Genomic DNA, 18,313 nt, shown 5'->3' with positions numbered 1-18,313 from the left:
CGCAGGCGGTCTGGTGAGTCCTATGGATACGCTGTCAGGCAGGATGGCTCCAGCCATAACAATACGTACTCGCCGCATGTGCATGCGGCTTGCCTGCTACCCAAGGTTCACATCTGGACGATTGAAGAGCCACATGGCGGTGTCTTTCACGTCCATTTTGGCTAGGAAAAATATTGCAGACAGGGGCCGCGCGCGCAAACACGCCAGCAGACTGTTGAAATCTTTCTGGTCATTCAGCCGTAACAACACAGCTTTTACGTTAATGATCCGTGGTCGGCAGATAAACCACGACCATTCGTCCATTTCTCAAGGATGGACAAAAGCGTCCATCGCGCAAATCCAATTACGATTCAGGCCCTGAACAACAGGCGGGAACCGGTGAATCATGCCTGATCGGCGGGGTAAAACGGGTACTGCGCTGGAGCTGATTGGATCATACAGATACGCCGGCTGGCAAGAGCGCGCGAGCCAGTGTCGGGAAAAAGCAACGCATCATGTCCTGACGATGACAACCCGTCGGTTCTAAAGACGCGTCCAGAATCAGGCGTTTTCCAGCCGGTTGCCCACCCATTGCCACTTTGCGCCTGCCTCAATCAGCGATCCGTCGCGTCGTCATGCTGAGTCGCCTCGTCATCAGTCGCTCCTGCGGGCCGTGCGACGGTTAGCAGATCAGATGACGACGCTGGCCGGTAACCAACACCCTGAGTCAATGCGCCGTCACTGTACTATTGCCATCGATTCTCGTGCGCCATCATCAGTTGCGCCGTTCGCTGGCATTTCCGGTTTCAATTGAGCATCCAGCGCAAACAACTCGGCAAACGCTTTGCTTCTAGCATCGTTTCACCGAGCTTACCCAGAATCCGTCTGGCCTTTAAGGAAAGCTCCGTCCATCGCACTACTGCGACGCGAACACCTTGATGTGACAACGCCTTGTTGTGTTGTCAGATTCTTATGGACGTTATGTCTTTTCCGCCCGCCCATAGGTATCTTCGAATCGCACAATGTCATCTTCGCCAAGATAGGCGCCGGATTGCACTTCGATTAACTCGAGCGGGATCTTGCCCGGGTTTTTCAGGCGGTGCGTGATTCCAAGTGGAATATAGGTCGATTGGTTCTCTGTCAGAATGATTTCATTGCCACCGTTCGTCACGAGTGCGGTGCCCTTTACGACCACCCAGTGCTCGGCACGGTGATGATGCATCTGCAGGCTCAGCTGCGCGCCAGGGCGAACGACGATGCGTTTGACCTGGAAGCGGTCGCCGCTGTCGATGCCTTCGTACGAGCCCCAGGGGCGTGCCACACGACGATGCGTGACCGACTCGTGACGCCCGGTCGCATTTAACCGGGCAACAATTTTCCTGACGTCTTGCACCTGGTCCCGATGGGCGACCAGTACGGCGTCAGCGGTCTCGACGATAACGACGTTATCGAGGCCGATGGCGGCCACCAGGCGATGCTCCGCGCGCACATATGAGTTGGTCATCGCTTCGGTGAGGACGTCACCGAGAAGCGAATTACCCTGGACATCGTGTTCTGCAATATCGGCAAGCGCAGTCCACGAGCCGATATCGTTCCAACCGAGGTTCGTTGTGGCAATGACCGCAGCGCGTTTCGTTTTCTCCATCACAGCGTGATCGATCGAAACGTTCGGGCAGGAGGCGAAGGCTTTGGCGTCGAGACGAGTGAAGTCGTTGTCGAGCTGCGCCCCATTGAGTGCAAGTTCTGCCTGCGCGGCGATTTCTGGCTCGTAATGACGCAGTTCTTCCATGAAGGTCGAAGCCTGCAGCATGAACATGCCGCTGTTCCAGAAGTAGCCGCCTTCACCAAGGAAACGCTGCGCCGTGGCCTCGTCCGGTTTTTCGACGAATGCGTCCACTGCGAACGCATGGGTGTCTGCGTCAAGCTGCGCACCTGCACGGATGTAGCCATAGCCAGTGTGTGGCTCGGTTGGTGCAATACCAAAGGTGACCAGATAGCCGTCTTTGGCTATCTGAGCCGCGGCTTCGACCGCCGCGACGAATGCCGTTTCGCCTGCAATCACGTGATCCGATGGCAGAACGAGCAGGAGGGCTTCCGGGGATTCGCGCATCGCTGCCAGCGCGGCAACTGCAATGGCAGGCGCGGTGTTACGGCTGACAGGCTCCAGGATGATCGATGCCGGTGCAATATCTACCTGCCGAAACTGTTCGGCGACCAGAAAGCGCTGGTCATTATTCGTGACGACGATGGGAGCCGCAACGTTCTTGATACCTCGCAGGCGCAATGCAGTTTGTTGAACCAACGAGTTTTCGCCGGTCAACCTGAGATACTGCTTCGGGTATCCTCCCCGCGACATTGGCCACAGTCGTGTACCGCTTCCTCCGCAAAGAATCACCGGATGAATGTACATGGTCTCACTCCCTGTCTAAGATTTATTGTGTCCGGAGAGGTGCAGTCAATTCAGGCGAAACCGTGCGGATTCGCCGCCTGCCACCGCCAGTGATCCGCACACATCCGCTCGATCCCAAACTCCGCGCGCCAGCCGATCACGTTCAAAGCCGCCGCCGGATCAGCAAAACACGAAGCCACATCACCCGGCCGCCGCGCCACGATCTCATAAGGCACAGGCCGCCCGGACGCCTTCTCGAAGGCCTTCACGACATCGATAACGCTATACCCCTGGCCCGTCCCAAGATTCACCACAAAACTGGCATCCCGCTTAACCAGCGCATCCAGCGCCGCCAGATGCCCGCGTGCCAGATCAACAACGTGGATATAGTCCCGCACCCCCGTGCCATCCGGCGTTTCATAATCGCCGCCAAACACCCGCAGCTTTTCCAGCTTACCCACCGCCACCTGCGCCACATAAGGCATCAGGTTATTCGGAATCCCCGCCGGATCCTCCCCAATCAAACCGCTCTCATGCGCGCCAACCGGATTGAAATAGCGCAGCGTCGCGATCCGCCATGAAGCATCCGCCACTTCCAGATCACGCAGAACCTGCTCGGCAATCAGCTTCGACTGCCCATAAGGATTGGTGGCCGACAGCGGAAACGATTCATCGATCGGCGAGCTTTTCGGCACGCCATACACCGTCGCCGATGAACTGAACACGAACTGCTTCACATTGCGATCGCGCATCACGCCGAGCAGCGTCAGCAAACTGCCGACGTTATTGCTGTAGTACTCGATCGGCTTGGCGACCGATTCGCCCACCGCCTTCAGCGCGGCAAAGTGAATCGCGCCGGTGATCGGGTGTGCGTCGAAAATACGATTGAGCGCCGCTTCATCACGCGCGTCGGCTTCATAGAAGCTCACGGCCTTGCCGGTGATTTTCTCGACGCGCCGCAGCGATTCGCGGTTGCTGTTCACGAGATTGTCGATTACCACGACGTCATAGCCGCCGGTCAGCAGTTCCACACATGTGTGCGAGCCGATAAATCCTGCACCGCCCGTTACCAGAATCGTGCCCTTCGTGGTCATGCTGTAGCTCCGTTAAAGTAAAACGCCCGTCATTTTTTGCACCAGGTCCTTATACGTTTCGACGACGACGCGTTCGTCGAACTCTTGCGCGACTTTCTGTCGGCCGCGTTCAGCCATTGCGCGGCGTTCGGGGCTGCTCATGTCGAGCATGTGTGCCAGCTTTGCCGCGAGACTCTCTGCATTGCGCACTTCGCACAGCAATCCGTTGACGCCATCCGCCACCACTTCGCGGCAGCCGGGTACATCGGTCGTCACAATCGGCCGGCCCATCGCAGATGCTTCCATCAGCGTGCGCGGCACGCCTTCGCGATATGACGGCAGTACGACACAGTCCGCATCGGCGATGAAGGGCCGCACGTCGTGCGCCTCGCCAAGATACTCGATGATGCCTTCCTGTTCCCACGCGGCCACCTCTTCGCGTGTGATCGCGCTAGGGTTGTCGACGCCGACCGGGCCGAGCAATTGGAACCGCGCCTGCGGGTAACGTTCACGCACACGCCGCGCGGCTTCGACATATTCGCCGACGCCCTTGTCCCACAAGATCCGCCCGATCAGCACGAACTTGTATTCCGTGCGCTCCGGCAGCGGCGTGAAGGCGAACTGTTCGAGATCGACGCCTTCGCCGTGCAAGAGTCGCGCACGTTCAGGATGCACCAACAAATTCTGCTCGACAAACGCGGCCTGGTCGTCGCGATTCAAAAACCAGATTTCGCGCGGGAAACGGAACGCGAAACGGTACAGTTTTTTGGCCACTTGCGCAGCGCGGCTCTGCTGGATGAACACGTAGCCGAGCCCGGTCGTTACCGCCACCGATTGCACACCCGCCAGTTTCGCGGCAATCGAGCCGTAGATATTCGGCTTGATTGTGTAGTGGAACACGACGTGCGGGCGAATGCTTCTATACAAACGATACAACGACAAAAGTGTGCGCAGGTCGTCGCGCGGATTGGTGCCTTTGGACGCGACCGGCAATTCGATGCAGCGGCACCCCATCGCGGTGAGCAGTTCGAACGTACGGTCGCGCGGCGCGAGCACCGTTACATCGACGCCACGTCCGACCAGCATGCGGATCAGCCCTTGCCGATACGTATAGATTGCCCAGGCGGTGTTACAGACGAGTGTAATGCGTAGCGCGGGCGTCGATTTCAAGGCAGGCTTCATGCGGGAACGGGCTCGACGGTGAATGACGGAGTGAATGACGGGGCCACGGAATCAATGGCTCGCACGCGGCGCGAGCAACGTGCGTTTGATCCGTTGCAATGCGCGGTAAGGTGTCACGAGATGCAGCAAATTCTTGGCGAGACCTAACCAGTCGTACAGATTGGCGGCGTTGAAGTAGCGCAATTGCAACCGCAGCGTTGAGTTCACCTGCCGGCGCCGTTTGGTCGAGCTAATGCCGCCTTCGTTCAGCTCGTAATAGAGTCCGAGTTCCGGCAGATTTGCGCAGTCATAGCGCTCCATCAGCCGCACGAACAGATCGAGGTCTTCGGCGGAAGGATAGGCCGCGCGATAGTTACCGACCGCGCGGACCGCGTCGATGCGCAGCATCATCGAAGGATGCGCCAGGCATGAACGGAAGAAGCGCAGACGCTGGATCTCATTCGGTTCGGCCGGCGGCGTCAGCATGAAAAGCGGTTTGCCTTCACGCGTGACGACCTGCGTCCACATGCCGAGGCCGGCCACTTGCGGATGCAATTCCATGAACACGCGTTGTTTGGCGAGCCGCTGCGGCACGCTGCGATCGCCCGCGTCAATGCGTGCTGCGTAACGAAAACCGCGCTGTGCAAGCGCATCGATGCCGGTTTGCAGTGCGCGCTCGATGCCGCCGTTCTCCTGCATACGCAGCACGTCGATCTCCATGTTCGGGATCGCCGGTGCGACGATCGGCGGCGTGCTGCCGTCGTCGACGATCAGAACGTGGACCAGCGCGCTTTCGCTGAATGAGGCCAGCGTGAGATCGACGTCGGCCTGGCCGTTGTACGCGGGCATCAGGACAGCGACGTCGTCGAGGGACCTATGCGCGGCGGCGGATGAGTTCGTCATGGGCGCAATTTGAAACGAATGTAATAAAGATTAACTGACGCGGCGGCGAGATACCCGGCCGCGAGACCCACCAGCGCACCGTAAGCGCCAAGCCGCGGAATCGCCAGCAGATTGACGGCGAACGCCACGGCCAGCGCCAGCAGCCACTTCGAGAGCAACACGAATTTGGCCTGATATTTCAGCACGATCAGATTGCCGATCGCTTCGATGCCGGCCGGCACGGAAAGCCACACGGCCCAGCGGAAAATCTCGATGGCGCCTTCGAAATCCGGGCCGAACACGCGGCGGATGATGAACCCCGCCAGCAGATCCAGCACGATCGCGCCGCTCACCATCAGCGCGGCGGTCATGGCGGTGAGCCGCCACACGTTGCGGCGCAATTGCGCGGCGTCCTGCACGCGATAAACAAAGGCGGGCGCGATCGTCTGCGCGAGCATCAGCGCGAGCGTGATCCAGTTTTCGTTCAACTGTTGCGCGGCGGAATAGCGCCCGAGGTCGGCGAAGGAAATCGCCCGCTCGAGCATCAGTCTGTCCAGTTTCAGGAACAGATACATACAGATCAGGCCGAGCCAGAACACCGTGCCCGCGGTTGCGAAGTGCTTGAAGAGCGAACGGTCGAGGTGCCAGCCGAGCTTGCCGCCATGCCGGCGGATGTAATAGATCAGCAGTACCGCGCCGATCAACGCTGATTCGGCGGCCCACAGCCAGCCAAAGCGCGCGGGCGTCGCCGCCGCGCGCACCAGCAGATAGACGAAAGCGGCCTTCAGCACCGCGGTGCTCATGCTGGTGAGCAACTGCGGCTTGCTGTACGTCATGCTTTGCAGCCACGCATTGATCACGCCGACGAACGGTTCGCGAAACAGCATCGTCACCGCGAGACCGGCGAGCATGGCGCCCACCAGCGGGTCGAAGAAGTGCAACGCGATGCCGAGCCAGGTGAGCAGCAGCGCCGCGACGGAGACCGAAAAGCGCAGCGTGAAGGCGCTGCCGAGCACCGTGCCCAATTGAGCCGGCGGCCGGTTGACGATGGTGGGAACCAGAATTTCCGCGCCGCACACCCAGGTGATCGGCGAAAGCACCAGCAGCAGCGTGTTCGCGTACTGCCATTTGCCGAAGGTATCAGGCCCGAAGTAGCGCGCCAGCATGCCGCTGATCACGATCGCCACGCCGATTTGCGTGAGTCGCTCCAGCCCGAGCCAGACGATATTGGTGAAGGCGCGCGTGACGTCGGGGTTGGCGAAGCGTTTGAGCGTCAGCATCCGGTCGACGCTCGCCAATGCGGTTTCGCCGGCTGCGCGAGCGACGCAGTTTGCGCGGCGCCAAGGTGCGCGATCGCCCATCCGCAGGCCGGCTGTCGCGGCAACTTTACAAAAGGTGGGCGTCTAAGCATTAGAATGGGAATCTATTAGGGTATGTCCGAAAGGCGCAATTATAAGTTGGAACCGGATCGCTTCCGGCAAGGGCGCATCGCTTGGTTTAGCAGACTGTTTTACCGATCTCTCGGCGATGCGCCGGTCAAAATTTTCCATTGCACGCAAGTGAGCCAACATGATCTCCAAATCTATTTTCAAGGCGTATGACATTCGCGGCGTAATCGGCAAGACGCTCGACGCCGACGCAGCGCGTTCGATCGGCCGCGCCTTCGGCAGCGAAGTGCGGGCGCAAGGCGGCGACGCCGTGGTGGTCGCGCGTGACGGACGCCTCTCGGGTCCCGAGCTGATCCAGGCACTGTCGGACGGTCTGCGTGCGGCCGGCGTCGACGTGGTCAACGTCGGCATGGTGCCGACGCCCGTCGGCTACTTCGCGGCCAGCGTGCCGTTGCAGCTCGAGGGCGGTGAGCGCCGCGTCGATTCGTGCATCGTCGTGACCGGCAGCCACAATCCGCCTGACTACAACGGCTTCAAGATGGTCCTGCGCGGCGCGGCCATTTACGGCGAGCAGATCCTCGCGCTGCATCAGCGCATCGTCGACGAAAACTTCGCTGACGGTAGCGGCACGTACACCGAGTACGACATTGCCGACGCGTATCTGGATCGCATCGCCAGCGACGTCAAGCTCGCGCGCCCGATCAAGATCGTGGTCGACACCGGCAACGGCGTGGCAGGCGGTCTCGCGCCGAAACTCTTCAAGAAGCTCGGCTGCGAACTGGTGGAGCTGTTCACCGAGATCGACGGCACGTTCCCGAACCATCACCCGGACCCGGCTCACCCGGAAAACCTCCAGGACGTGATCCGCGCGCTGAAGGAATCGGACGCTGAAATCGGCTTCGCATTCGACGGCGACGGCGACCGCCTGGGCGTCGTCACCAAAGACGGCCAGATCATTTATCCGGACCGCCAGCTGATGCTGTTCGCCGAAGAAGTGCTGTCGCGCAACAAGGGCGCGCAAATCATTTACGACGTGAAGTGCACGCGCAATCTGGCCAAGTGGGTCAAGGAGAAGGGCGGCGAACCGCTGATGTGGAAGACCGGCCACTCGCTGGTCAAGGCGAAGCTGCGCGAAACCGGCGCGCCGCTGGCAGGCGAAATGAGCGGCCACGTGTTCTTCAAGGACCGCTGGTACGGTTTCGACGACGGCTTGTACACCGGTGCACGCCTGCTCGAGATCCTCACGCGTGTGGCCGATCCGAGCAAGTTGCTGAACTCGCTGCCGAACTCGAATTCCACGCCGGAACTGCAATTGAAGCTCGAAGAAGGCGAAAACTTCGAACTGATCGCGCGTCTGCAGCAAAACGCGAAGTTCACCGGCGCGGACGACGTCGTGAAGATCGACGGCTTGCGTGTCGAGTACCCGGACGGCTTTGGCCTCGCGCGTTCGTCGAACACCACGCCGGTGGTGGTCATGCGTTTCGAAGCCGATAGCGACGAAGCGCTCAAGCGCATCCAGGAAGACTTCCGCCGCGTGATCATGGCGGAGAAGCCGGACGCGAAGCTGCCGTTCTAAAGGCTCAAACGGCGCCGTGGTTCTTCGTGAACCGCGGCGGCCGTCGAACGCGGCGCGGGTTTCACTTACCGCGCCGCGTTTTTTCATGCCATTTACTCGTGGCGCGATAGAATTGCGGTCCTTTCACCGCTTCTTCGGGCCGGATAGCCGGTTTTCCCACACTTGAGCGTGCAAAAGATACTAATCGTGAGGGTGTCGTCCTTGGGCGACGTCGTTCACAACATGCCGGTGATCGCCGACATCCGACGCCGCCATCCCGAGGCCCAGATCGACTGGCTCGTCGAAGAAAGCTTCGTCGGGCTCGTGGAGCTCGTCAGCGGCGTGCGTCGCGCGATTCCCGTGTCGCTGCGGCGCTGGCGCAAGCGCATCCTGTCGATCGACAACTGGCGCGAGATCGGCGCGTTTCGCCGCGCGCTCGCGGCAGAGAACTACGACCTCGTAATCGACTGCCAGGGGCTCATCAAGACCGCGTGGGTCGCGAGCATGGCGCGCGGACCGCTGGTCGGCCTCGCGAACCGTACCGACGGCGCGGGCTTCGAATGGCCGGTGCGCTTCTTCTACGACAAGCGGGTGCCGATCGAGCCGCGCACCCATGTGGTCGAGCGTACGCGCCAACTGGTGGCCGCGGCGCTGAACGACCCGCAGCCGCAACCCACAGACGATATCGACTTCGGCATTGACACCGGGCGCGCGGCGCTGGCGCTCTCGGAGGCGAATCTGAACCTGCCGGTGCCGTACGTGGTGTTCGTGCATGCCACCTCGCGCGCCGATAAGCAGTGGCCGGATACCGCGTGGATCGATCTCGGTCAGTCATTGGTGCGGCGCGGCGCGTCGATCGTGTTGCCGTGGGGCAGCGAGGAAGAGCGTGTCACCAGCGAACGTCTGGCGAAGGAATTCGGCGCCGCGGCCATCGTGCCGCCGAAGCTCTCGTTGCCGGCGGTGGTCGGCCTGATCGAGGGCGCCGCCGCGACAGTCGGCGTTGACACAGGTCTAGTTCACATTGCGGCGGCGCTGAAGCGGCCGACGGTCGAGTTGTACAATTTCTCCACCGCGTGGCGTACCGGCGGCTACTGGTCGCCGAACGTTGTCAATCTCGGCACGGCCGGCAAGCCGCCCACGCTGCAAGAAGTCAAGTCCGCGCTGGCCGGTTTCGGCCTGCTCTAATGGTGTAACGCGGCGTGCTTCGCCTTATGCTCCATCCGTTTTAAGGGCGACCATGAACGAAACCCAGATCATCGAAGTAGCGAACGCTGACTGGCACGGACGCAATCTGTCCGTGCCGCGCGAGATGCTGCTGGCCGGCGTCGAACGCGGCAAAGTACTGTATTTTCCGAACCTGCGCTTTGCGATCGAAGGTGGCGAACAGGCGTTGCTCGATCCCGCACTGGCCGATCCGAGCCGCAAGAACATCAGTCTTGAGCCGAACGGCGGCGCCTTGCACGGCGTGGCCGGCGATGCGGTCACGCAATCGGCGGTGCGCGCGTTGATCGCGCGTTATCAGTCCAATGCGCGTACGTTGGTCGATGGGCTCTTTCCTGAGTACAACGGCAGGTTGCGCGTCGCGCCGACGAGTCTGCGGCTGCATCAGGTGGAAGGGCGCGAGACGTCCTGGCGTAAGGACGATAGCCGTTTGCACGTCGATGCATTTCCGTCGCGGCCGAACTATGGCGAGCGCATTTTGCGCGTGTTCACCAACGTCAATCCGCATGGTGCACCGCGCGTATGGCGCGTCGGCGAACCGTTCGAGGATATGGCCAAACGCTTCCTGCCGCGCATCAAACCGCAGATGCCGGGCTCCGCGTGGCTGCTGAACCTGCTGCACGTCACTAAATCGCCGCGCAGCGAATACGACCATCTGATGCTGAATCTGCACGACGGCATGAAGGCCGATCTCGAGTATCAGAAGTCGAGCCCGCAGGAGAACATGCCGTTTCCGCCGGGCAGCGTGTGGGTGTGTTTCTCCGACCAGACTTCGCATGCGGTGATGTCCGGCCAGTTCATGCTGGAGCAGACCTTCTTCCTGCCGGTCAAGGCGATGGCGCAGCCGGACTGCGCGCCGCTCGGCATTCTCGAGCGTCTGAAGGGCAGGGCGCTGGTTTGAGCGCCGCTGTCTTTTTCGATCGCGCTGCGAAACTCGCTTTTGCATTTGGATTCGCGCCTGAGCGCGCGGAGTCCCGATGCTGAGGGCGATTTATAACGCGCTCTGGTGGATCGTCGCGCCGCTCGCCGTGCTGCGCTTGCTGATCCGGTCGCGCAAGGAGCGTGGCTATCGCGAGCATATCGCCGAGCGTTTCGGTTACTCGCGTGGTCGGCTGCCGGAAGACAATGCGCCGCTGATCTGGGTGCACGCGGTGTCGGTGGGTGAGACGCGTGCTGCGCAACCGCTGATCGACGCGCTGATGAAGGCGCGGCCCGACGCGCGGATTCTTCTCACGCATATGACACCGAGCGGCCGCGCCACCGGCGAGGAGATTTTCGGCGACCGTGTGCTGCGCAGCTATCTGCCGTACGACATGCCGCATGTGGTGCGGCGGTTTCTGCGGGCGTGGCGGCCGTCGCTCGGTCTGGTGATGGAAACCGAAGTGTGGCCGACGCTGATCGACGAATGCCGTCGCGCGGACGTGCCGCTCGTGCTGACCAATGCGCGGATGTCGGCGCGCTCATTTAAGCGCGCTGCCAAGTTCGGGCATGCCACCAAGGATGTGTTTGGCGGATTTGCGCGGGTGCTGGCGCAGAGTCCGTCGGATGCGGAGCGGCTCACCGCACTCGGTGCGCGTAATGTCGCCGTGCTCGGCAATCTGAAGTTCGATATGAGTACACCGCCGGAACTGGCGGCACGGGGTCATGCGTGGCGTGCGGCGATCGGCACGCGGCCCGTGTGGGTCGCGGCGAGTACGCGCGAAGGCGAAGAGGAACTCGTGCTGCAAGCGTTCGCGGCGCTTGGCATCGACGATGCGTTGCTGATCCTGGTGCCGCGTCATCCACAACGGTTTAGCGAAGTGGCGGCGTTGGCCGAGAAAGCCGGTTTGCGTCTTGAGCGGCGTTCGACGTGGGCGCCGAGCGCGGCGGTAGCGTCGGCGGGCTCAGGCGCGGGCGGCGGCGTGCCTGCTTTGGCGTCAGAGGTGAACGTGCTGCTCGGCGATTCGATGGGCGAGTTGGGCGCTTACTATGCCGCTTCGGACCTCGCGTTTATCGGCGGGAGTCTGTTGCCGCTGGGCGGGCAGAATCTGATTGAGGCATGTGCGGTCGGTGTGCCGGTGCTGATTGGGCCGCATGTGTTCAACTTCACGCAAGCCACGGCGGATGCGGTCGCGGCGGGTGCGGCGGTGCAGGTGCAAGATCCGGCTGACCTGGCGCGAGCACTGCGCGAGCTCTTCGGCGACAAGGCGCGGCGGCTGGCGATGGGCGGCGCGGCCTCGGCGTTTGCTGCGCGCCATCGTGGCGCGACGGCACGGACTGTTGATGTGTTGATGGCGTTGTTGCCGGAGTAGTCGTTCGAGTGCCGCCAAGGTGGTGCTCGCGTTATCGCTTCGCGCGCTGACCATTGGGATATGCCTAAGCCGGTTTTTGCATCAGCGGCGCTGTGTGACGTGAACAACTTGATTGCGGTCTGCGATGACGCTTTTTACCGACCTCGGATTTCGATGGGACCGTGGCACGATCCCACAAAATATCCCAACTTATACGATCAATCGAGCGTGCTTCCGATTTCATCGGATGCTTGCGGAATTCGTGTGGGATGCGAGCGTACTTGAGGGAAATCCGCTCACCTTCATCGAAGTAAAAACGCTGTTGGATGGCGTAACGGTTGGCGGCCGGAAGATATCCGACCAAGGGCAAATATTGGGTCTGATCCGAGCGTCCAGACATCTGCTTGCAGTCGTTCCGGACGGTCGGTTCGTGATCGGCAAAGCGACGTTTTGCGACCTGAATCGCCTTGTCGCGTCGGATGAGATATCGAGGTGCGGCGTGTTCCGTGGCGAAGGAGAGGAAACGCGATACACGCCCGACGTAGCGTTGGGAGAGGCGGGGCGACATACCCCGCTGCCGACCTTGCCCGGCGCTCCTGAACTCAACCGGGTTTTTGCTGCGGGCACACGCGCACTGACCGATCAAATTTCCAACGCTTTCGAGAGAGCTTGCGCTTTCTTCCTGTTCGGCGCGTTGCAGCAATTCTTCTTCGACGGCAACAAGCGCACGTCACGCTTCATGATGAATGGCGTGTTGATGTCGAACGGTATCGATGCGATCAGCGTGCCAGCGCAGCGCGCGGGTGACTTCAACGAGAAGATGGTGCGCTTCTATCTATCGAAAGATGGATCCGAAATGATGGCATTCCTGCTTGAATGCCATCCGGGCGAGTAAGGCCTCAGACCTTCAACAGCCCCTTCTTCTCGATAAACTTCACCACCACATCCAACCCGTCGAGCGCCTTTAGATTGCACATCACGAAGGGCCGCTCGCCGCGCATCTTCTTGGCATCCGAAGCCATCACATCGAGATTCGCGCCGACCATCGGCGCGAGGTCGGTCTTGTTGATCACCAGCAGATCCGATTTCGTAATGCCCGGGCCGCCTTTGCGCGGAATCTTCTCGCCGCCCGCCACGTCGATCACGTAGATCGTCAGGTCGGACAGTTCCGGGCTGAACGTCGCGGCGAGATTATCGCCGCCCGATTCGATGAACACGATGTCCGCATCGGGAAACCGCGTCAGCATGCGGTCGACGGCTTCGAGGTTGATCGATGCGTCTTCACGAATCGCCGTGTGCGGGCAGCCGCCCGTTTCCACGCCCATGATCCGTTCGGCCGGCAACGCGCCCGCCACTGTCAAAAGACGCTGATCTTCTTTTGTATAGATGTCATTGGTGATCGCGACGAGGTCGTACTGCTCGCGCATCGCCTTGCAGAGCATTTCGAGCAGCGTGGTCTTGCCCGAGCCGACCGGGCCGCCGACGCCCACGCGCAGCGGCGGCAGTTTCTTCGTGCGGACGGGCGGGTGAGCCGGGTGATGAGGTGCGTTCATGATGGAAAGTTTCTATGAGCGAAAGAGCCGCGAATACTGCGACTCGTGACGCGCGGACAGAATGCCTAATTGCGGCGCGAAGGTGTTGATGTTTTCTGGTGACGTGGCCAAGGCGCGTGTGACGGCGGCATCGATCGGCTCGCGTAACGCGACGATGATGCGCTGGCCGGCGAGTTGGCCGAGCGGTACCGCCTTCAGTGCGGCGGCGGCCTGATTTTCCACCCAGCTGAAGGCGTAGGCGGCGAGGGCGGCGTCAGGCGCTGCGTCGTGCGCGAAAGCGGCGAAAGCGAACGCCGTGGGTTGGGCCAGGGGCTTGAGCGATGCCAGCGTCGTGCGCCGTTCGGCGTCGCCCCATTCTAGCGAGACGCACAACTGTCGCAGTGACCAGCCCATCTGTTCCGTTTCGCGTCTGAGTTCAGCGGACTCACGGCTTGCCAGGAATTCGCTGTTCGCTTCCTTTAAGCCGTCTGAGTCGTGTGTACGCCAGCGCTCCATCTGGTGCGCAAGAAACGGCAGCTCGCCACGCGCGAGCACATCGGTCAAACCGCTCGCGATCCAGTCGCGGGCCGAATCGGCGTCGGTGATGATCTGCGCTTCGATCGCGGCTTCGAGACCTTGCGAGTAGCTGAACGCGCCGATCGGCAGTGCCGGTGACGCAAGATGCAGCAGCGCCGTGAGTTCAGCGATGCGCATGGTGGTGATGATGCCCGTGGCCGCACGATTCGTCGTGTACGTGATCGCCGTCGTCGTGGTCATGCTCATGACCCTGCGCATGGCTATGACCGTGCTCATGATCGGAGTGGTCATGTCCATGCTCGTGATCATTCGAGGGACCGCGGCTATGTCCAGGCTCGTGATCATGCGAGGGACTGTGGTTATGTCCATGCTCATGATCATGCGAGGGACTGTGGCTACGTCCATGCTCATGATCGTGCGAATGCTCATGGCCATGATGCTCGTCGAATACCTGCTGGGCGAGCGCATAGTCTTCCGCGAAGGTCTCATCGTGACCATGCTTGTGACCGCCGCCGTAGGCGCCGGATTCCGGCTGGAACGGCATCGTCACCTGATCCACGGTGGCGCCGATGCGCTTCAGCATATCGGCCAGCACCGGATCGTATTCGAGCTTCAGATAATCCGCGCCGACTTCGACCGGCGTGTGACGATTGCCGAGGTGGTAGGCGGCACGTGTCAGCGTCAACGCGTCTTTCGCGCGGACAACCAGCACCGCTTCGGGCGCGGCGACCACGCGTACCAGGCCGCCATCGTCGACGATGAGAACATCGCCGTCGCGCAGCACGGTGCCGCGTGGCAACAGCAGCGCGATTTCTTCGCCGTTATCGAGCGTTGCGGCGAGACGGCTCTTACGACGGTCGTCGAAAGCGAGCGTCAAGGTCGGCGCACGCTTCACCAGCACGGGCGCGAGCTTCAAATGCGGTGCGATCAGTTTGTCGATAGTGCGCATGGTTTAGAACAGAAAGTAACGTTGCGCCATCGGCAGCACGGTGGCCGGTTCGCAGGTCAGCAATTGACCGTCGGCGATCACCTGATAAGTTTCCGGATCGACGCTAATCGCCGGGCGCCACGCGTTGTGACTCATGTCGGCCTTCGTGATATTGCGGCAGTTCTTTACGGCAACAATACGCTTGTTCAGGCCATAGCGTTCGCCGACGCCCGCATCCTCGGCCATCTGCGAAACGAAAGTCAGGGAAGTGCGTCCCAGCGCACCGCCACGCGTGGCGAACATCTCGCGATAGTGGACCGGTTGCGGCGTTGGAATCGACGCGTTCGGGTCACCCATTTGTGCCATCGCGATCATGCCGCCCTTCAGAATCAACGACGGCTTGATGCCGAAAAACGCCGGCTCCCAGAACACCAGATCCGCCCACTTGCCCGGCTCGATCGAGCCGACTTCATGCGAGATCCCGTGCGTGATGGCCGGGTTGATCGTGTATTTGGCGACGTAACGCTTCGCGCGGAAGTTGTCGTGCCGTGCATTGTCTTCAGGCAACGCGCCGCGTTGCACTTTCATCTTGTGCGCGGTCTGCCACGTGCGGATGATGACTTCCCCCACGCGCCCCATCGCCTGCGAATCCGACGACAACATCGACAACGCGCCGAGGTCGTGCAGGATGTCTTCGGCAGCGATGGTCTCGCGACGGATACGCGACTCGGCAAAGGCAATATCTTCCGCAATCGACGGGTCCAGGTGGTGGCACACCATCAGCATGTCGAGATGTTCTTCGAGCGTGTTGACGGTGTACGGGCGCGTCGGATTCGTGGAGGAGGGCAGCACGTTCGCTTCACCGCACACCTTGATGATGTCCGGTGCGTGGCCGCCGCCTGCGCCTTCCGTGTGATACGTGTGGATCGTGCGGCCCTTGAACGCGGCCACCGTCGCTTCCACAAAACCCGCTTCGTTCAGCGTATCCGTGTGGATCGCGACCTGCGTGTCGGTATCGTCGGCAACAGAGAGACAGTTGTCGATGGCCGCCGGCGTCGAGCCCCAGTCTTCGTGCAGCTTCAAACCGATCGCGCCTGCGGCGATCTGTTCAAGTGCCGGTTGCGGTTGGCTCACATTGCCCTTGCCGAGGAAGCCGATATTCATTGGATAACCATCGGCCGCTTGCAGCATGCGTTCGAGATGCCACGGACCCGGCGTACACGTCGTCGCGTTCGTGCCCGTTGCCGGACCGGTGCCGCCGCCGAGCATCGTCGTCACGCCGCTCGCGAGCGCTTCTTCAATCTGCTGCGGACTGATGAAGTGGATGTGCGTATCGACACCGCCCGCCGTCACGATCAGGCCTTCGCCCGCGATCACTTCGGTGGACGCGCCAATCGCGATCGTCACGTTAGGCTGGATGTCGGGGTTGCCCGCTTTGCCGATTGCGGCGATGCGGCCGTTCTTGATGCCGATGTCGGCCTTGACGATGCCCCAGTGATCGAGAATCACCGCATTCGTCACGACCGTATCGACCACGTCGGCATGCACGCGTTGCGACTGGCCCATGCCGTCGCGAATCACTTTGCCGCCGCCGAATTTCACTTCTTCGCCGTAGGTCGTGAAGTCGCGTTCGACTTCGATCAGCAATTCGGTGTCGGCGAGGCGTACGCGGTCGCCGGTCGTGGGGCCGAACATTTCCGCGTATGCGCGGCGGCCAATAAGTAATGACATGGTGTGGATCCGGAAATGAGCAGGTCGGTCAGAGCAGGCGCGCGCGGGTGGCGCATCAAAGCTTGCCCATCACCTTGCCGTTGAAGCCGTAGACGACGCGGTCGCCCGCCAGTTCGACCAGTTCGACGGTGCGTTCCTGGCCGGGCTCGAAGCGCACGGCGGTACCCGCCGCGATGTTCAGGCGGAAGCCGCGTGCCGCTTCGCGATCGAAGGAAAGCGCTTCGTTCACTTCATAGAAGTGATAGTGCGAGCCGATCTGCACCGGCCGGTCGCCGGTATTCGACACGACCACCGTGATGGTGGTGCGGCCCGCGTTGAGTTCGTGTTCGCCGTCGTCGATGAGGAGTTCGCCGGGAATCATGGGGCTGCCCTTGCGTGATTAGGGGATCGGGTGGTGAACGGTGACGAGCTTGGTGCCGTCGGGGAACGTGGCTTCGACCTGGATGTCGGGGATCATTTCCGGCACGCCTTCCATCACATCGGCGCGCGTCAGCAGCGTGGTGCCGTAGTGCATGACTTCGGCGACCGTCTTGCCGTCACGGGCCGCTTCCATCAGCGCCGCGCTGATGAAGGCGATCGCTTCCGGGTAGTTCAGTTTGAGGCCGCGTGCGCGGCGCCGTTCGGCGAGCAGCGCGGCGGTGAAGATCAGCAGCTTGTCCTTCTCGCGAGGTGTCAGCTTCATCGGATGTGTGGGTAGGGTTGCGCCGGTCCCAGCCAGGACCGGCGTCGGATGCGACCGGGGTCGCGCTTCGTTTGCGCCATTGCGGCCGCTCGAAATGCGACACGAAACGAACCGCGACAAGCTTACTGCCAGATCAGCTTACAAAGATATCAAGCTGAATTAACGACCCGCTTACAGGTTGGTCGGCAAGGGCGCGCCGAACCACTTCTTCGACATCGTGTTTAGCGTGCCGTCCGCCTTGGCTTGGGCGATGGCGGCGTTGACCTTCGCCAGCAGCCGGCTTTCATTCTTGTTCATGCCGACGAAACATGGTGAATCCTTTATAACGAACTTAGGTTCCGGACGACGCGGCGGATTCTTCGCATTGATCGCGGCGGCGACGATATTGCCGGCGGCGATCAACTGCACCTGACCCGAGAGAAACGCGGCGATGGTCGCGTTGTTGTCTTCGAAGCGCTTGATGGTGGCGTTCGGCGCCATTTGTGTGAGGGCGATTTCTTCGAGCGCGCCGCGGGTGGCGCCGACCGTCTTGCCGGTGAGATCGGCGGGACCGGTGACCTTGATGTCGGCGGGACCGAACACGCCCTGATAGTACGGCGCATAGGCCGTCGAAAAGTCGATGACCTTGTCGCGTTCAGGCGTCTTGCCGAGCGACGAGATCACCAGATCGACCTTACCTGTTTGCAGATACGGAATGCGGTTCGCGCTGTTGACCGGCACGAGTTCGAGCTTCACGTTCATCGATTTCGCGAGCATCGCGGCGGTGTCGATGTCATAGCCTTGCGGCTTCATATCCGCGCCGACCGAACCGAACGGCGGATAGTCTTCGGGAACCGCGACTTTGAGCACACCGGCTTTGGCGATGTTGTCGAGCGTATCCGCGTGAGCGGCGGGCGCATGGATGGCGAGGACGGGCGAGAGCAATAGGGCGGCAAGCCAGGCGCGACGCGCGGGGCGAAGGGTCGATCGGGTCATGTGATGTGAG

At 61.4% G+C, this 18,313-nt stretch carries 17 protein-coding genes; 5 read left to right on the top strand and 12 right to left on the bottom strand.

What is annotated here, in order from left to right; translation table 11 throughout:
- Nucleotides 1-958: 958 nt before the first annotated feature.
- From GNZ12_RS34100 to GNZ12_RS34080, 5 genes are read right to left on the bottom strand one after another with little or no spacing between them, the layout of a single operon-like run.
- Nucleotides 959-2,389 carry a mannose-1-phosphate guanylyltransferase/mannose-6-phosphate isomerase gene (locus GNZ12_RS34100; protein WP_172310873.1) on the bottom strand — a complete coding sequence of 477 codons (1,431 nt, stop codon included), beginning with the start codon at nucleotides 2,387-2,389 and terminating at the stop codon, nucleotides 959-961.
- A gap of 50 nt (nucleotides 2,390-2,439) precedes the next feature.
- Nucleotides 2,440-3,462 (bottom strand): UDP-glucose 4-epimerase GalE, encoded by a 1,023-nt coding sequence (gene galE, locus GNZ12_RS34095; RefSeq protein WP_172310874.1) that lies wholly within the window; start codon nucleotides 3,460-3,462, stop codon nucleotides 2,440-2,442.
- Nucleotides 3,463-3,474: 12 nt separating this feature from the next.
- Nucleotides 3,475-4,623: a glycosyltransferase family 4 protein gene (locus GNZ12_RS34090; RefSeq protein ID WP_172310875.1), complete on the bottom strand. Its 1,149-nt coding sequence runs from the start codon at nucleotides 4,621-4,623 to the stop codon at nucleotides 3,475-3,477.
- 51 nt (nucleotides 4,624-4,674) lie between these two features.
- On the bottom strand, nucleotides 4,675-5,505 hold the full coding sequence (locus GNZ12_RS34085; protein WP_172310876.1) for a glycosyltransferase: 831 nt from the start codon (nucleotides 5,503-5,505) through the stop codon (nucleotides 4,675-4,677).
- A complete protein-coding gene (locus tag GNZ12_RS34080) occupies nucleotides 5,502-6,764 on the bottom strand; it encodes an oligosaccharide flippase family protein (RefSeq protein WP_172310881.1) in 1,263 nt (420 codons plus the stop codon). Before GNZ12_RS34080 ends, GNZ12_RS34085 begins: the two co-directional genes overlap by 4 nt.
- Before the next feature lie 289 nt (nucleotides 6,765-7,053).
- Between GNZ12_RS34080 and GNZ12_RS34075 the strand changes: the two genes are divergently transcribed.
- The 5 genes from GNZ12_RS34075 to GNZ12_RS34055 all read left to right on the top strand — a co-directional run bounded on the left by GNZ12_RS34075 (nucleotide 7,054) and on the right by GNZ12_RS34055 (nucleotide 12,813).
- On the top strand, nucleotides 7,054-8,448 hold the full coding sequence (locus GNZ12_RS34075; RefSeq protein ID WP_172316391.1) for a phosphomannomutase/phosphoglucomutase: 1,395 nt from the start codon (nucleotides 7,054-7,056) through the stop codon (nucleotides 8,446-8,448).
- 162 nt (nucleotides 8,449-8,610) lie between these two features.
- Entirely contained in the window at nucleotides 8,611-9,612 is a 1,002-nt protein-coding gene (gene waaC / locus GNZ12_RS34070) for a lipopolysaccharide heptosyltransferase I (RefSeq protein ID WP_172316390.1), read from the top strand.
- Between the two features lie 52 nt (nucleotides 9,613-9,664).
- Nucleotides 9,665-10,549 (top strand): Kdo hydroxylase family protein, encoded by an 885-nt coding sequence (locus GNZ12_RS34065; protein ID WP_172316389.1) that lies wholly within the window; start codon nucleotides 9,665-9,667, stop codon nucleotides 10,547-10,549.
- 76 nt (nucleotides 10,550-10,625) lie between these two features.
- Nucleotides 10,626-11,939: a lipid IV(A) 3-deoxy-D-manno-octulosonic acid transferase gene (waaA, locus tag GNZ12_RS34060; RefSeq protein WP_172316388.1), complete on the top strand. Its 1,314-nt coding sequence runs from the start codon at nucleotides 10,626-10,628 to the stop codon at nucleotides 11,937-11,939.
- A 124-nt stretch (nucleotides 11,940-12,063) separates the two neighbouring features.
- Complete coding sequence (locus GNZ12_RS34055) at nucleotides 12,064-12,813, top strand: Fic family protein (protein WP_172316387.1); 750 nt, start codon at nucleotides 12,064-12,066, stop codon at nucleotides 12,811-12,813.
- A 4-nt stretch (nucleotides 12,814-12,817) separates the two neighbouring features.
- On the opposite strand, the gene ureG is transcribed toward GNZ12_RS34055, so the two are convergent.
- The 7 genes from ureG to GNZ12_RS34020 all read right to left on the bottom strand — a co-directional run bounded on the left by ureG (nucleotide 12,818) and on the right by GNZ12_RS34020 (nucleotide 18,303).
- Nucleotides 12,818-13,471: an urease accessory protein UreG gene (ureG, locus tag GNZ12_RS34050; RefSeq protein ID WP_159004835.1), complete on the bottom strand. Its 654-nt coding sequence runs from the start codon at nucleotides 13,469-13,471 to the stop codon at nucleotides 12,818-12,820.
- A 12-nt stretch (nucleotides 13,472-13,483) separates the two neighbouring features.
- Entirely contained in the window at nucleotides 13,484-14,164 is a 681-nt protein-coding gene (locus GNZ12_RS34045; RefSeq protein WP_172316395.1) for an urease accessory protein UreF, read from the bottom strand.
- Complete coding sequence (gene ureE / locus GNZ12_RS34040; protein WP_172316386.1) at nucleotides 14,151-14,936, bottom strand: urease accessory protein UreE; 786 nt, start codon at nucleotides 14,934-14,936, stop codon at nucleotides 14,151-14,153. The genes GNZ12_RS34045 and ureE overlap by 14 nt, the downstream gene beginning before the upstream one ends.
- A gap of 3 nt (nucleotides 14,937-14,939) precedes the next feature.
- Entirely contained in the window at nucleotides 14,940-16,646 is a 1,707-nt protein-coding gene (gene ureC / locus GNZ12_RS34035) for an urease subunit alpha (protein ID WP_172316385.1), read from the bottom strand.
- A gap of 55 nt (nucleotides 16,647-16,701) precedes the next feature.
- On the bottom strand, nucleotides 16,702-17,007 hold the full coding sequence (locus GNZ12_RS34030) for an urease subunit beta (RefSeq protein WP_172316384.1): 306 nt from the start codon (nucleotides 17,005-17,007) through the stop codon (nucleotides 16,702-16,704).
- Nucleotides 17,008-17,025: 18 nt separating this feature from the next.
- A complete protein-coding gene (gene ureA, locus GNZ12_RS34025) occupies nucleotides 17,026-17,328 on the bottom strand; it encodes an urease subunit gamma (RefSeq protein WP_074286085.1) in 303 nt (100 codons plus the stop codon).
- A gap of 171 nt (nucleotides 17,329-17,499) precedes the next feature.
- The gene (locus tag GNZ12_RS34020; protein ID WP_172316383.1) at nucleotides 17,500-18,303 is read right to left on the bottom strand and encodes a transporter substrate-binding domain-containing protein; all 804 of its coding nucleotides are present in this window, start codon (nucleotides 18,301-18,303) and stop codon (nucleotides 17,500-17,502) included.
- Nucleotides 18,304-18,313 lie beyond the last annotated feature (10 nt).

Source organism: Paraburkholderia solitsugae, assembly GCF_013177695.1.
Classification (GTDB): domain Bacteria; phylum Pseudomonadota; class Gammaproteobacteria; order Burkholderiales; family Burkholderiaceae; genus Paraburkholderia; species Paraburkholderia solitsugae.
Note: the sequence above shows the minus strand (reverse complement) of the source record. Positions and strands in the feature narration are given on the sequence as shown.